Below are 13799 nucleotides of genomic sequence, written 5' to 3' on the forward strand. Positions count from 1 at the left end.
CGCCAAATCGACGTTTCGGTGCCCAGGCGAGCTGGAAGTGGAGTTACAGGAAGCGCCGTAGCATACATGACCGCACTCTACCGAGGGAAACCCTGATTACACGCAAGGACGTGGCCAATACCCGCTCCGAGGGCCGTTGGTCGCGGCACTCAGCCGGTTTTTTCAGCGAGGCTAAGCTCTAAAAGGGGAGTGAGTCTTATCTTCAATGAGGTGATGGATGGTTGAGTCACAGCAAAAAGCTACAAAACCGGAGCTGTACGAAAGACTGATAGACCGTCTCGCAATGGCCTTGGATGTGGCCAAAACCGGCGGTCGGCTTCGCGATGAGCGTCCCCTGGAGCTGGAGCTGCGTGGTTTGAGTCCCGCAGAGTTTGAACTGGTCAAGGCCTATCTGGATCGTAGTGAGCGTGAAACGCACGGATGCTTGTCAGCAGCAATGAAGCAACTCGAGGCACCACGTTCGGCCAAGATCATCTGGCTCAAGGATAAGGCACCTGGCAAAGGCGCGGTAAAGGTCCGGTCTTTGCAATTCAAGTAAGGGCACTTGAAGCCATGGAATATGGTTTTTTGAAGCAAAGTCCTTCCACATTTGTTGTCGCATTGCGTCAACCCACCTAGGCTTCGGGCATCTATGGAGATGCCCGATGCCTTTTCGTTATTTCATTAAACAACTTCTACTGCCACCCGGCATTTTATTACTGTTGCTGGTACTTGCCTGGTGGTGGCGCCGCTCAAGACCGAGGCTGGCGGGGTTGTGTTTCATCCTGGGCGTGGGCGGCTTCTGGCTGATGAGCCTGCCGGTGGTGGTGGAGTGGAGTGCCAAGGCCTTGGAGCGCGAGCCGCCGCTGGCGCGCGAGGAATGGGCAACCTTGGGGCGGCGCGCCGATGCGATCGTGGTACTGGGTTCAGGGCGTGAGCGTGGCGACCCGGCTTGGGGCGCCGACCAGCCGACCGGCGTAGGCCTGGGGCGCGAGCGTTATGCCGCGCGCCTGGCCAAGGCGTCCGGTTTGCCGATTCTGACCAGTGGCGGGCTGCATTACGGAACGCCACCGACCGAAGCGAAGCTGATGGCGGACTCGTTGCTCGATGATTTCGGCGTGACGGTGCGCTGGCAGGAAGGGCGCAGCCGCACGACCTGGGAAAATGCGCAACTCAGCGCCCAGGTGTTGTTGCCGGAAGGGATCAAGCGGGTGGTGGTCGTGACTCAGGCCTGGCACATGCCGCGGGCAGTCTGGAGTTTTCAGCAGGCGGGATTTGAGGTGGTACCCGCGCCAGTGGGGTTTCTGGGCGTGGACAATGCCCGGCCGCTGGGCGGCTGGATGCCGGAATTCAAATCGATCTGGCAGAGCGGGCAGTTGATGAATGAGGCGGTGGGACAGATCGGGTATTCGTTGTTTTATCGCTGAAAAAGCAAAAGATCGCAGCCTTCGGCAGCTCCTACAGGGTGTACACATTCCCATGTAGGAGCTGCCGAAGGCTGCGATCTTTTTGCAGGCGGCGCGATACTCAAACGGTTTTCGCCATCCGGTTGGCCACTAACGCCCAGCCAAACAACAACACGCAAACAATGATCAACGGCCACGAACGCCATTCCAGGTACGGCGTCAGGTTGTGCATCGGCACCACTTCGCCATACAGGATGCCTTGTTCGAACTGCGGGATCTGTGCAGTGATCTGGCCAAACGGGTTGATCAGGCCGGTCACACCGTTATTGGTGGCGCGGATCATCCAGCGACCAGCCTCAAGTGCGCGCATCTGTGCCATCTGCAAATGTTGCAGCGGGCCGATCGAAGTACCGAACCAAGTGTCGTTGCTGATGGTCAGCAGCAAATCGCTACGGGCAGCGAGGCTCGCGGCGAATTCCGGGTAGACCACTTCGTAGCAGATGAATGGCGCAATCTGATAACCCTTGGCCTGCAGCAGCGCTTGATCGGCCGGGCCACGGGCAAAGTCGGACATCGGCAGGTCGAAGAAAGCGATCAGGCCGCGCAAGACTTCCTGCAATGGAACGTATTCGCCGAACGGCACCAGTTTCTGCTTCAGGTAAGTGCCATCGCCTTCACCAACAACGGTAATACCGTTGAAGAAGCGCTTCTCGTGATGGACTTCCTGGCGAATCGGCACGCCGGTAATCAGCGCGGATTTACGCTCGGCGGCGAAGCTTCCCATCATGTTCAGGTAGCCCTCGGCGGACTCCTTGAGCACCGGGACCGCCGTTTCCGGCCAGATCAGCAGGTCGACGCGTTTGGAGCTGAAACTCATGTCGCGGTACAGCGCCAGTTGCGCATTGAGCTGCGACGGATCCCACTTCATGCTTTGTTCGATGTTGCCTTGAATCGCCGCGACGCTCAGCGGCGCGCCCGAAGGGCTGGTCCAGTCATGCTCCTTAAGCGCCATGCCAGCCACCCAAGGGCCGGCCAGCAGCAACACGCCCGCGGCGATGAAGCCTTTACGGCCAGTGCGCACCAATCGTGCAGCGTTGTAGATCAGCGCAGCCGTCAGGGCCAGGGTGAAGGAAATCAGCCACATGCCGCCGACAGGCGCGAGCCCGGTCAGTGGACCATTGAGCTGGCTATAACCGGAATAGAGCCATGGGAAACCGGTAAGGAACCAGCCGCGAAAGGCTTCCTGACCCACCCACAACGCCGCAAATGCCAAGGCATCGGCCAGCGGCGCTTCGTTACGGCGCAGCCAGCGCGCCCAAATCCAGGCGGGCAGGGCAAAGAACCAGGCAATTGCGGCGGTGAAGAGCAGCATCAAGAAGCCGGCCAGCAGCACCGAGGCGCCGCCGAAGTTGTGAATGCTGTAGTAGATCCAGCTGGTGCCTGCGGCAAACAGGCCAAAACCGAAACACCAGCCACGGCCCAGGGCCTGACGGGGGTTCAGTTCACGCAAACCGGCATAAAAGAAACCGACCGCCAGCAATGCCAGCGGCCAGATATCGAATGGCGCCAGGGCCAGGGTGGTGAGTGCACCGGCCGCCACGGCCAGCAGGTTACCGGGCCAGCCGGGGCGGGTGATACGGAGCATTTCAGTCCTTAGAATTACCGGGCGATAGGTGTCAAACGCAGCAAATGAATCCGACGGCTGTCGGCGTTCAGGATGCGGAAGCGATAGGCGCCGATTTCAGTGATTTCATTGCGTTTTGGCAAGTGCCCGAACGCGCTCATCACCAAACCGCCGACGGTGTCGAACTCATCGTCGGAGAATTCGCTGTCGAAGAACTCGTTGAAGTTATCGATCGGCGTCAGGGCCTTGATCAGGAAGTCACCGCTGGGCAGCGGCTTGATGTAGCTGTCTTCTTCGACGTCGTGCTCGTCTTCGATGTCGCCGACGATCTGTTCCAGCACGTCTTCGATGGTCACCAGACCGGCCACGCCGCCGTATTCGTCAATGACGATGGCCATGTGGTTATGGTTGGCGCGAAACTCGCGCAGCAGCACATTCAGGCGCTTGGACTCGGGCACGAACGTGGCCGGGCGCAGCAGGTCCTTGATGTTGAAGCTGTCGCCGTTCTCCTTGAGGATCAACGGCAGCAAGTCCTTGGCCAGCAACACGCCCATCACGTCATCGTGGCTTTCACCGATCACCGGGTAGCGGGAGTGGGCCGAGTCGACCACGGCCGGCAGGAACTCGCGGGGTGTCTGGGTCGCCTTGATGCTGATCATCTGCGAGCGCGGGACCATGATGTCCCGTACTTGCAGGTCAGCAACCTGGATGGCGCCTTCGACGATGGCCAGCGCTTCGCTGTCCAGCAACTTGTTTTGATGTGCATCGCGCAGCAGCTCCAGCAGCTCCTGGCGGTTCTTCGGCTCGTGGGCAAAAGCCTGGGTGAGCTTACCCAGCCATGACTTCTGCCCGTTGCTCGATCGATCTTCGCTCATAGCGATTACTCTGAATCCTTTGTTGTTACGGTAGGGGATGTATCGGTTTCGTCGTCCGCATAAGGGTCAGGGTGACCCAACTCTGCAAGCAACGTTCGTTCCAGTGCTTCCATTTCTTCGGCTTCGTCATCATCTATATGGTCGTAACCAAGCAGATGCAAGCAGCCGTGAATGACCAGATGCGCCCAGTGGGCCTTTAATTCCTTGCCTTGTTCCGCCGCTTCGCGCTCGACCACTGCTACGCAGATCACCAGATCGCCGAGCAGGGGAATGTCGAGAAACTCATCCGGGACATCGGCCGGGAATGACAAAACGTTGGTGGCATAGTCTTTCTGCCGCCAGGTGAAGTTCAGTTCGCGGGCTTCCTCTTCGTCGACCAAACGGATGGTCATTTCGGAGTCGGCAGTACGCTGGCGCAGGGCCAGTTCGCACCATTGACGGAATTCGGCTTCGCTTGGGGCAGACGCTTCGGTAGCCAGTTGCAGATCAAGCTCAAGCATCGGGGCGAGTGTCCTTGGAAGATAACTTCGCCGGTTCGTCGGCCGCGCGATTTTCGAAGCGCTCATAGGCTTCGACGATGCGCTGCACCAGCGGATGGCGCACCACGTCCTTGGGCATGAAATGGGTGAAGCTGATACCCGGTACGTCTTTCAGCACCTCGATCACATGATGCAGCCCGGACTTGGTGCCTTTCGGCAGGTCGACCTGGGTGATGTCACCGGTGATGACCGCAGTGGAGCCAAAGCCGATACGGGTCAGGAACATCTTCATCTGCTCGACGGTGGTGTTCTGGCTTTCGTCGAGGATGATGAAGCTGTTATTCAGCGTACGACCGCGCATGTAGGCCAGCGGCGCAACTTCGATCACTTGACGCTCGATCAGCTTGGCGACGTATTCGAAACCGAGCATTTCGTAGAGCGCGTCATAGAGCGGGCGCAGGTACGGGTCGATTTTCTGGGACAGGTCGCCGGGCAGGAAACCGAGCTTTTCGCCCGCTTCAACCGCCGGACGCACCAGCAGAATGCGGCGGATCTGCTCGCGTTCCAGCGCGTCTACCGCGCAGGCAACGGCCAGATAGGTCTTGCCGGTACCGGCCGGGCCGATGCCGAAGTTGATATCGTTACCAAGGATTTCCTTCACGTAGCGCAGCTGATTCAAGCCGCGAGGGCGAATCATGCCTTTCTTGGTGCGCAAGGCGACGGACGGTTCGGCGGGGGAGTGGTTGTCCAATTCCTCGACGGCCGATTCCTGCAGGAACAGGTGAACCATGTCTGGCGACAGTTCGGTACCTTTGGTTTCCCGGTACAAGCGGCGCAGCAGGTTTTCCGCGGAGGTGGTGTGCTTGGGCTCGCCGATCAGTTCGAACTGGTTTCCACGGTTGCGGATCTCGATCGCGAGGCGCTGTTCGATCAAGCGCAGATGCTCGTCGAATTGCCCGCACAGATTGGCGAAGCGGCGAGCTTCAAAAGGCTCGAGGATGAAACGATGTGGTTCTATGGGTGCGTTCAAGGTCGTATTTAGCCGCCCTGGGGCAATTATGATGAATAAAGGATAGCGCCAGTCGCCTGGGTACGAAAGCTCTTATACGGACCAATGTTGAACACCGTCCCGTAGGAGCGAAGCTTGCTCGCGAAGGCGGCATTACAGACGACTCATATGTTGAATGTCAGTCTGCCTTCGCGGGCAAGCCTCGCTCCTACAGGTTTTGCGGTGTTATTGGATCAGCGAGCCCCGCAGCGAGTGCGGTTGCGCGGCATCGATATGCACGTCGGCGAACTGGCCGATCAGGGTCGGATTGTCGCAGCGGAAGTTGACGATACGGTTATTCTCGGTCCGGCCTTGCAGTTCGCCGGGGTCTTTTTTCGAATAATCGGTTACCAGAATCCGCTGAATGGAGCCCACCATTTGTCGGCTGATCTCGAAACCTTGCTGGTTCAGGCGATGTTGCAGGGCGTTCAGGCGTTCTTTTTTCAGTTCTTCCGGCGTTTCGTCGGCCAGATCGGCGGCCGGCGTGCCCGGGCGCTGGCTATAGACGAACGAGTAGGAAAAGTCGAAACCGACGTCTTCGATCAGCTTCATGGTTTGTTCGAAGTCTTTCTCGGTCTCACCCGGGAAACCGACGATAAAGTCAGAACTGATGCAGATCCCCGGCACGGCGGCCCGCAACTTGCGCAGTTTGGATTTGTACTCCAGCGCGGTGTGGTTGCGTTTCATCGCCGCGAGGATCCGGTCGGAACCCGATTGCACCGGCAAATGCAGGTGTTTCACCAGCTCCGGCACGTCGGCGTGGGCCTGGATCAGGCTGTCGGAGAATTCCAGCGGGTGCGAGGTGGTGTAGCGAATGCGATCGATGCCATCGACAGCGGCCACTACGCGGATCAATTCCGCCAGATCAGCCAGACGACCATCGTGGGTAGTCCCGCGATAACCGTTGACGTTCTGCCCCAGCAAGGTCACTTCGCGCACGCCGTTTTCGGCCAGGTGAATGATCTCGGCAATCACGTCGTCGAACGGTCGGCTGACTTCTTCACCGCGCGTATATGGCACTACGCAGAAGGTGCAGTACTTGCTGCAGCCTTCCATGACCGACACGTAAGCGCTCGGCCCGTCGATGCGTGGCTCGGGCAAGTGGTCGAATTTTTCGATTTCCGGGAACGAGACGTCGACTTGCGGCAGTTTGGTCAGGCGCGCGGCGTCGATCATTTCCGGCAGGCGGTGCAGGGTCTGCGGGCCGAATACCACGTCCACGTACGGAGCGCGATCACGGATGGCCGCGCCTTCCTGGCTGGCCACGCAACCGCCGACGGCGATGACCATGTCAGGATTAGCCAGCTTCAATTCGCGCCAGCGGCCCAGCTGGGAATACACCCGGTCCTGGGCGCGTTCGCGGATCGAGCACGTGTTGAGCAGGATCACGTCGGCGTCTTCTGCGCGAGCGGTGACTTCCAGGGCCTGATGTTCACCCAGCAGATCGACCATGCGCGAGCTGTCGTACTCGTTCATCTGGCAACCGTGGGTTTCGATGTAAAGCTTCTTGGCCATGGACAGAGTCATCACGTGATTCAAAGAACCGCGCATTATAGGGAACATGCACCAAGGTTCCTACCGTTGCGCGTCCGGCGGCTATGCTATAGTTCGCGCCCTCATTTTTATCCCCGATGTGTTACCCGCCCACCATGACCAAACGTGAAGCTCCAATCTACAAGGTGATTTTCCTCAACCAAGGCCAGGTGTACGAAATGTATGCCAAGCAGATCTATCAAAGTGATCTGTGGGGCTTCCTGGAAGTGGAAGAGTTCGTCTTTGGCGAGCGCACGCAAGTGGTCGTCGATCCGAGCGAAGAGAAGCTCAAGGCTCAGTTCGAAGGCGTTGTGCGCAGTTTTGTGCCGATGCATTCGATTGTGCGCATCGACGAGGTCGAGCGCCTCGGCACCCCGAAAATCAGCGAAGCCCGTGGCGCGGTCGGCAATGTCATGCCGTTTCCGATGCCGATGCCTGAGAAGTAGTCTTCGAGACCGGGTGCTCCCTTCGCGGGCAAGCCTCGCTCCTACAGGCCAGCGCTGCCCTTGTAGGAGCGAGGCTTGCCCGCGAAGAGGCCAGAAAGACCAACGCAGAATTTAAGGCAGTGGCGAAAACGGCGTACGCCCATCGGCGCTTTGCAATTCCATCAGGTATTTACGGAAAATTTGCCCCAGCACCTGGGTCGCGACTTCCAGATCTTCGCGGGGCATTTTTTCGGCGACTTCGTCGGCGGTGTCCAGTGCCTCTTCGGCACCGTTGACCGCGGCCATTTTCAGCACGATATACGCCTGAACGTTATTGGCCGGTACGCCTTCGCCGTGGAAGAACATGGTGCCGAGTTTGAATTGCGCCTGGGCGTGGCCTTGCAGCGAGGCCTTTTCGAAGTAGCTCAGGGCTTGATTGAGGTCGCGCGGCGCGTTTTTGCCGTCGTAGTAGAACTCACCCAACTCGTATTGCGCTTGCGCATCCCCTTCATCCGACGCTTTCTGACAGGCGGCGAGCGCTTGTGTCAGGTCTTGCGGCTGAGTATTGAGGGTGCAGCGACCCATCGCCGGGATCAACAACGAGTTGCCGCCTGCTTGTGCGAGCGCGAGCAGGGGCTGAAGGAGCAACAGGCAGCCCAATGCAAGGGTGCGGCCGGTGCGGTTCATGGGAATCGACTTACCTCTGAGGGGCGCGTGGACCCATCGAGGGATCCAATAAGCGCGCATTATGAAATAAGCGGGGCCAACCTTACAAAGTCTTTACTCGTTTTTCTGCTGCGCGGGGAATATATCGCCCAATTTGCGGGGAATTATTGGCAGATGAGTAGGAAAAAGGACGCGAATGTAGGTGAAAGCTGACGCTGGCAATAGCCAACGTCAGCGTCGCTGCTTTATTTCAGTGCGGCGAATGCACGCTCGGCGGCGTCCAGCGTCAGTTTCAACTCTGTTTCGCCGTGGGCGATCGAGGTGAAGCCGGCTTCGAAGGCGCTTGGCGCCAGGTACACACCACCTTCGAGCATCAGGTGGAAGAAACGCCGGAACAGGCCGGCATCACTGGCCATCACATCATCGAAGGTCACAATGTCGTCGGCGCCGCTGAAGTACAGACCGAACATGCCGCCCGCCTGAGTGGTCACGAACGGAATGCCGGCGGCATCGGCGCGCTGTTGCAGGCCATCGAGCAGGCGGCTGGTGTAGTCGCTCAACTCGGCGTGGAAACCAGGACGACTGATCAGGCGCAGAGTGGTCAGGCCAGCCGCCATCGCCAGCGGATTACCCGACAACGTGCCGGCCTGGTAGACCGGCCCCAGTGGTGCGATCTGCTCCATGATCTTGCGTTTGCCACCAAAGCAGCCAACCGGCATGCCGCCACCGATGATCTTGCCGAAGGTGCTCAGGTCCGGCGTTACGCCGTAATGGGCTTGGGCGCCACCGAGGGCGACACGGAAACCGGTCATCACTTCGTCGAAAATCAACACCACGCCGTGCTTGTCGCACAGGGTCCGCAGGCCTTCGAGGAAGCCCGGTGCCGGCGGTACGCAGTTCATGTTGCCGGCGACGGGCTCGACAATGATGCAGGCCACGTCCTGGCCGACTTCGGCGAGCATGGTTTCTACCGCGTCGATGTCGTTGAACGGCAGCGTCAGGGTGTGTTTGGCGAACGCCGCCGGTACACCGGCCGAGCTCGGCACGCCTTGGGTCAAGGCGCCGGAACCGGCCTTGACCAGCAGGCTGTCGGAGTGACCGTGGTAGCAACCTTCGAATTTGATGATGCTGTCACGGCCGGTAAAGCCACGGGCCAGACGGATAGCACTCATGGTTGCTTCGGTGCCGGAGCTGACCATGCGCACCATCTCCATCGACGGCACGATCGAGCAGACCAGATCGGCCATTTCGGTTTCCATCGCGGTCGGGGCGCCGTAGGACAGGCCGTGTTCCAACTGTTTGCGCACCGCGTCCAGCACGTCCGGATGGCTGTGGCCGAGAATCATCGGCCCCCAGGAACCGACGTAATCCACATAACGCTTGTCGTCTTCGTCGGTGACGTAGGCGCCTTCGGCATGTTTGAAGAACAACGGCGTGCCGCCAACGCTCTTGAACGCGCGAACAGGCGAGTTCACGCCTCCGGGAATGTGTTTCTGGGCATTGGCAAACAGGGTTTCGGAACGAGACATGATCGGGCTCTCAGAAAATCAGGATTTGAATAATTCATTAAAGGCGCGGGCGCGGCGCGTCACTTCAGCCGTACTCTCGGCGCCAAACAGGCCATGCACCACCGCCAGCAGATCGACCCCGTGGGCCACCAGTGGCGCAGCGTTGTCCAGAGTAATGCCGCCGATTGCGCAGATCGGCAGGTGCAGTTTGCTGCGGGCCTGATCAAGCAGTTCGAGGCTGCAGGCCGGTGCGCCGGGCTTGGTGTTGGAATTGAAGAAGCGGCCAAAGGCGACGTAGCTGGCGCCTTCTTTGGCGGCTTGTTCGGCGAGTTCGAGTTGCGCATGGCAGGTCGAACCAATGATTGCCTGACGACCGAGCAGTGCGCGAACCGGCATCAGCGGGCCATCGGTCTGCCCCAGGTGCACGCCGACGTTCAGGCGCGCAGCCAATTCTGCATCGTCGTTGATGATCAGTTGGGTCTTGTAGCGTTCGCACAAATCGCGCAGGGCTTCGGCCTCACGCAGGCGGCGAGCCTCGTCGCTGCTCTTGTCACGGTATTGCAGCAGAGTGACGCCGCCTTCGAGCGCCGCCTCCACGTACGAAAGAAATTTCCCGGCCAGTAACTGGCTGTCGGTAATGGCGTACAGGCCACGTAGTTTCATCGGACAAGCCTCACCGCAATACTAATAAAAAGTTACGAACAGAAGTCCAGTGGCAAGCGGCGCGGCACGAACTGGCCTTTGCCCAGCTGCTCCGCATCACGCAAGGTGCGCCAAGTGTAGTCAAGCGCGCTCTTTACGGCACTGGCGAGATGTTCGCCCTGGGCCAGGCGACCGGCGAGGGCGCTGGCCAGCGTGCAACCGGAACCGTGATAGCTGCCGGGCAAGCGCTGGCAGGTAAAGGTTTCGCGGCGACCGTCGCGGCTGTACAGGCGATTGTGTATTTCGTGTTCGTCGCCATGACCGCCGGTGATCAGCAGGTGTTTGACGAACGGCAGGAGTTTTTCAGCGCACTCGTCCGCGGTGCCTTCGGGCAGTTCGGCGAGGATGCGGGCTTCGGGAAGGTTGGGGGTGGCAATGATCGAAAGCGGCAGCAGGCGTTCGCGCATGGCGTAGCCGACTTCGTCCTTGCCCAGTCGTCCGCCGCCACCGGCGCGCAGCACCGGGTCGCAGACCACCGGCAAATGCGGGTGCGCTGAAAGCAGTTCAACCACGGTGTCGACCATTTCCAGGGAACCGAGCATGCCCAGTTTGACGGCGGCGACTTCGGAGTCGTTGAGCACGGCGTTGGCCTGGGCCAACACCCACTCGCGATCGAGAACGCGGAAGTCAGTGACGTTGACGGTGTCTTGCACGGTCAGGGCGGTGACGGCCGGAGCCGCATGACAACCCTGAGCGAGCAGGGCTTCGATATCTGCCTGCAAGCCGGCGCCACCACTAGGGTCGTGGCCGGAGAGACAGAGGACAACGGGGCGAGAGCTGTAGATATTCATGGTGCGCGAGCTTACCACCAAACATGTTTTTTCGGGTGTTGTGGCAGGCATCGCGGCCGATACATCGTGGTGAGGGGGCTTGCCCCCTAGCCACAAGTAATCGCTACGCGCTGAGGCATTGTCACAACCTGACCAAGCCAACAGCTCTAACTCAATGTATAGCGCTGGAACGCCCGTGCTAGAGCCATTGTGGGAAAAATTTCAATGGTGTTCAATGGCCATCAACGGCTATGCTAGAGTGGATCCAAACCAATAACAGGTAATACCGGTTTTACGTCTACTCAAAAGGAATGGGGGGCTTCCTGACACAACCGGACAGGCCACGCTGGGGCTTAAATGCGCTATTTGCTGATGTTGCTGTTGTGCTTGCCCCTCCTGGCGAGCGCCGTCGAATTCGACGAGTTCACCCAGAGCCTTCCCCTGGGCCGAACGATGCAGGTTTATGAAGACGCGGGCGGTCAGGCGACCATCGCCGATGTCCGTGCGCAAGCGGCGGCCGGGCGCTTCAAATCCCACGATAAAGCCACCCTGAACGCCGGTTATTCGCGTTCGGCGTTCTGGCTGAAAATCGACTTGCAGTACCGCCCGACCAACCCGTCGGCGCAACGGACCTGGTTGCTGGAGTTGGCCTATCCGCCCCTCGATCACCTTGATCTGTACTTGGCCGATGCTGGCGGTGACTATCAGTTGGTCCGACAGACCGGCGATGCGTTGCCGTTCGCCACTCGCGAGATCCGCCAGAACAACTATCTGTTCGATCTGAGCTTCGCGCCCGAACAGGCGCAAACTGTGTACCTGCGCCTGCAAAGCGAAGGGTCGGTTCAGGCACCTGTCACCTTGTGGTCGAGCACCGCTTACCTCGAACAGCAGCCGGTCCGCCTCTATGTGCTGGGGCTGATTTACGGTGTGTTGCTGGGGATGCTGGTCTACAACCTGTTCATCTTCCTCAGCGTGCGCGACACCAGCTACCTCTATTACATCGTCTATATCGCCTCGTTCGGCTTGTATCAGCTGTCGGTGAATGGCGCGGCCGTGGAGTATTTCTGGCCGAACAATCCGTGGTGGGCCAACGCCGCGACGCCGTTCTTCATCGGCTGTTCAGGATTGTTCGGCAGCCAGTTCGCCCGCAGCTTTTTGCAGACGGCCACCCTCAGTCGCTGGCTCGACCGTTTGCTGCTGGCGTTGATTGCGTTCAGTGCGCTGGTGGTCGGGTTGTCATTGATGACCAGTTACGCCCTGGCCCTGCGTCTGGCAACGCTGCTGGCATTGGTCTTTACCGTAGTGATTTTCGCCGCCGGGATTTTCGCCTGGTGGCGTGGCCTGCGGGTCGCACGGTATTTCATCATCGCCTGGTCGGCGTTCCTGCTCGGTGGCGTCGTCAATACCCTGATGGTGCTGGGTTATTTACCCAACGTATTCCTGACCATGTACGCCAGCCAGATCGGCTCGGCGATCGAAGTGGCGCTGCTGTCCCTGGCCCTGGCCGATCGCATCAACGCCATGCGCGAGCAACAGGCCCAGACGTTGTTCGATGCCGGTCAAAAACTCGAAGTGCTGAACCAGCAACTGGCTCACAGTAACAAGCTCAAGGACGAATTCCTCGCGACCCTGACCCACGAACTGCGCACGCCCATGAACGGTGTGATCGGTTCGCTGGAGTTGATGCAGACCGTCGAGATGAACCCTGAGCTGGAGCAATATCAGCAGACGGCTGCAGGTTCGGCACGGGACATGATGCGCATGGTCAATGGCATCCTCACCCTGACCGAATTGCAGGCCGGCAAGCTCAAGGCCTATCCGGACGTGTTCAGTTTGCGCAGTGTGGTCGAGGCCTTGCGCCTGCAGTTCGATGGCAATGCGTCGAGCAAGTCGCTGGACTTCAAGGTCGAGGTTGCACCGGGGCTCCCGGACCGCTTGCACGGCGACAGTGACAAGTTGACGCAATGCCTGGAATGCCTGCTGGATAACGCGATCAAATTCACCCGGGTCGGCGGGCTGGCGTTACGGGTGACGGGCAAACCGGTGGAGTCCGATCGGCTGGCGCTGTCCTTTGCGGTGATCGACACCGGCATTGGCTTTACCGATTTGGGGGCGGCAACGCTGTATCAGCGCTTCTTCCAGCTCGACGGCTCGATGACCCGTGAATACGGTGGCCTGGGCGTTGGCCTGGCCATTTGTCGGCAACTGGTCGAATTGCTCGGCGGGCGCCTGAGCCACCGCTCGGAACCGGGGCGTGGTAGTCGCTTTCAACTGGACGTTGAATTTGAGCTGCCGGTGGTGGAATCTGCGCCTTCGATTATCCGGCAAACCACGCACTTGCGTTTGCCCCAGGACTGCATGGTGTTGCTGGTCGATGACAACAGCATCAATCAATTGGTGATGCGTGGCATGTTGCTCAAACTTGGGTTCCGGGTACTCACCGCCGACAGCGGCGTCGCTGCGCTCGATCACTTGCAGCGTGAAGCCGTTGACGCGGTGCTGCTCGACTGTCAGCTGCCGCCTCTGGACGGCGCCTCGATCTGCTGTCGGATCCGCGCCTTGCCAGGTTGTGCCGAATTACCCGTGTTCATGATTGCCCTGAGTGCGGACCGGGCCTATTGCCCGAGCGACACCTTGGTCGACTACTTGAGCAAGCCGGTGAAATTCGAGGACTTGCAGGCGGCGCTCTATCGGCGGGTGCTCTGTCCAGGGCAGGGCGAAAGCGCCGACAGTTAGGCAGATATGCCACTTTGTTCAACCTCGGGGCGGTGCTTAACTGAAAGT

The 13799-nt window shown here is 59.6% G+C and carries 13 protein-coding genes; 4 read left to right on the plus strand and 9 right to left on the minus strand.

The features are described from left to right. Positions 1-217 precede the first annotated feature (217 nt). A complete protein-coding gene (locus TU81_RS21170; RefSeq protein WP_038981390.1) occupies positions 218-538 on the plus strand; it encodes a hypothetical protein in 321 nt (106 codons plus the stop codon). A gap of 106 nt (positions 539-644) precedes the next feature. Beyond that, on the plus strand, positions 645-1406 hold the full coding sequence (locus TU81_RS21175; RefSeq protein ID WP_038981391.1) for a YdcF family protein: 762 nt from the start codon (positions 645-647) through the stop codon (positions 1404-1406). Between the two features lie 100 nt (positions 1407-1506). On the opposite strand, the gene lnt is transcribed toward TU81_RS21175, so the two are convergent. The 5 genes from lnt to miaB all read right to left on the minus strand — a co-directional run bounded on the left by lnt (position 1507) and on the right by miaB (position 6926). Continuing rightward, positions 1507-3030 (minus strand): apolipoprotein N-acyltransferase, encoded by a 1524-nt coding sequence (gene lnt / locus TU81_RS21180; protein ID WP_048396447.1) that lies wholly within the window; start codon positions 3028-3030, stop codon positions 1507-1509. 14 nt (positions 3031-3044) lie between these two features. Beyond that, a complete protein-coding gene (locus TU81_RS21185) occupies positions 3045-3884 on the minus strand; it encodes an HlyC/CorC family transporter (protein WP_007894419.1) in 840 nt (279 codons plus the stop codon). A gap of 5 nt (positions 3885-3889) precedes the next feature. Then, a complete protein-coding gene (ybeY, locus tag TU81_RS21190) occupies positions 3890-4384 on the minus strand; it encodes an rRNA maturation RNase YbeY (RefSeq protein ID WP_038981393.1) in 495 nt (164 codons plus the stop codon). After that, on the minus strand, positions 4377-5393 hold the full coding sequence (locus TU81_RS21195; protein WP_038981394.1) for a PhoH family protein: 1017 nt from the start codon (positions 5391-5393) through the stop codon (positions 4377-4379). Before TU81_RS21195 ends, ybeY begins: the two co-directional genes overlap by 8 nt. A 204-nt stretch (positions 5394-5597) precedes the next feature. Beyond that, entirely contained in the window at positions 5598-6926 is a 1329-nt protein-coding gene (gene miaB / locus TU81_RS21200) for a tRNA (N6-isopentenyl adenosine(37)-C2)-methylthiotransferase MiaB (protein ID WP_038983596.1), read from the minus strand. A gap of 134 nt (positions 6927-7060) precedes the next feature. Between miaB and TU81_RS21205 the strand changes: the two genes are divergently transcribed. After that, positions 7061-7390, plus strand: coding sequence for a DUF1820 family protein (locus TU81_RS21205; RefSeq protein ID WP_007894425.1), 330 nt, complete (start codon positions 7061-7063; stop codon positions 7388-7390). A 111-nt stretch (positions 7391-7501) separates the two neighbouring features. On the opposite strand, the gene TU81_RS21210 is transcribed toward TU81_RS21205, so the two are convergent. From TU81_RS21210 to TU81_RS21225, 4 genes are all read right to left on the minus strand, one after another. Beyond that, entirely contained in the window at positions 7502-8056 is a 555-nt protein-coding gene (locus TU81_RS21210; protein WP_008070087.1) for a tetratricopeptide repeat protein, read from the minus strand. Positions 8057-8280: 224 nt separating this feature from the next. Further along, positions 8281-9564, minus strand: a complete 1284-nt coding sequence (hemL, locus tag TU81_RS21215) for a glutamate-1-semialdehyde 2,1-aminomutase (RefSeq protein WP_038981395.1) — start codon at positions 9562-9564, stop codon at positions 8281-8283. Between the two features lie 18 nt (positions 9565-9582). Further along, positions 9583-10206: a thiamine phosphate synthase gene (thiE, locus tag TU81_RS21220; protein ID WP_008012634.1), complete on the minus strand. Its 624-nt coding sequence runs from the start codon at positions 10204-10206 to the stop codon at positions 9583-9585. A gap of 32 nt (positions 10207-10238) precedes the next feature. Then, on the minus strand, positions 10239-11036 hold the full coding sequence (locus TU81_RS21225) for a hydroxymethylpyrimidine/phosphomethylpyrimidine kinase (protein WP_008012635.1): 798 nt from the start codon (positions 11034-11036) through the stop codon (positions 10239-10241). 336 nt (positions 11037-11372) lie between these two features. On the opposite strand from TU81_RS21225, the gene TU81_RS21230 reads away from it, so the two are divergent. After that, on the plus strand, positions 11373-13751 hold the full coding sequence (locus TU81_RS21230; RefSeq protein ID WP_048396448.1) for a hybrid sensor histidine kinase/response regulator: 2379 nt from the start codon (positions 11373-11375) through the stop codon (positions 13749-13751). The last annotated feature ends 48 nt before the right edge of the window (positions 13752-13799 follow it).

The sequence above is a fragment of the Pseudomonas lini genome (assembly GCF_001042905.1).
Classification (GTDB): domain Bacteria; phylum Pseudomonadota; class Gammaproteobacteria; order Pseudomonadales; family Pseudomonadaceae; genus Aquipseudomonas; species Aquipseudomonas lini.

Coding starts and splice junctions, on each gene's coding strand:
- TU81_RS21170 (WP_038981390.1), top strand. CDS start 218: ATGGTTGAGTCACAGCAAAAAGCTACAAAACCGGAGCTGTACGAAAGA.
- TU81_RS21175 (WP_038981391.1), top strand. CDS start 645: ATGCCTTTTCGTTATTTCATTAAACAACTTCTACTGCCACCCGGCATT.
- lnt (WP_048396447.1), bottom strand. CDS start 3,030: ATGCTCCGTATCACCCGCCCCGGCTGGCCCGGTAACCTGCTGGCCGTG.
- TU81_RS21185 (WP_007894419.1), bottom strand. CDS start 3,884: ATGAGCGAAGATCGATCGAGCAACGGGCAGAAGTCATGGCTGGGTAAG.
- ybeY (WP_038981393.1), bottom strand. CDS start 4,384: ATGCTTGAGCTTGATCTGCAACTGGCTACCGAAGCGTCTGCCCCAAGC.
- miaB (WP_038983596.1), bottom strand. CDS start 6,926: ATGGCCAAGAAGCTTTACATCGAAACCCACGGTTGCCAGATGAACGAG.
- TU81_RS21205 (WP_007894425.1), top strand. CDS start 7,061: ATGACCAAACGTGAAGCTCCAATCTACAAGGTGATTTTCCTCAACCAA.
- TU81_RS21210 (WP_008070087.1), bottom strand. CDS start 8,056: ATGAACCGCACCGGCCGCACCCTTGCATTGGGCTGCCTGTTGCTCCTT.
- hemL (WP_038981395.1), bottom strand. CDS start 9,564: ATGTCTCGTTCCGAAACCCTGTTTGCCAATGCCCAGAAACACATTCCC.
- thiE (WP_008012634.1), bottom strand. CDS start 10,206: ATGAAACTACGTGGCCTGTACGCCATTACCGACAGCCAGTTACTGGCC.
- TU81_RS21225 (WP_008012635.1), bottom strand. CDS start 11,036: ATGAATATCTACAGCTCTCGCCCCGTTGTCCTCTGTCTCTCCGGCCAC.
- TU81_RS21230 (WP_048396448.1), top strand. CDS start 11,373: ATGCGCTATTTGCTGATGTTGCTGTTGTGCTTGCCCCTCCTGGCGAGC.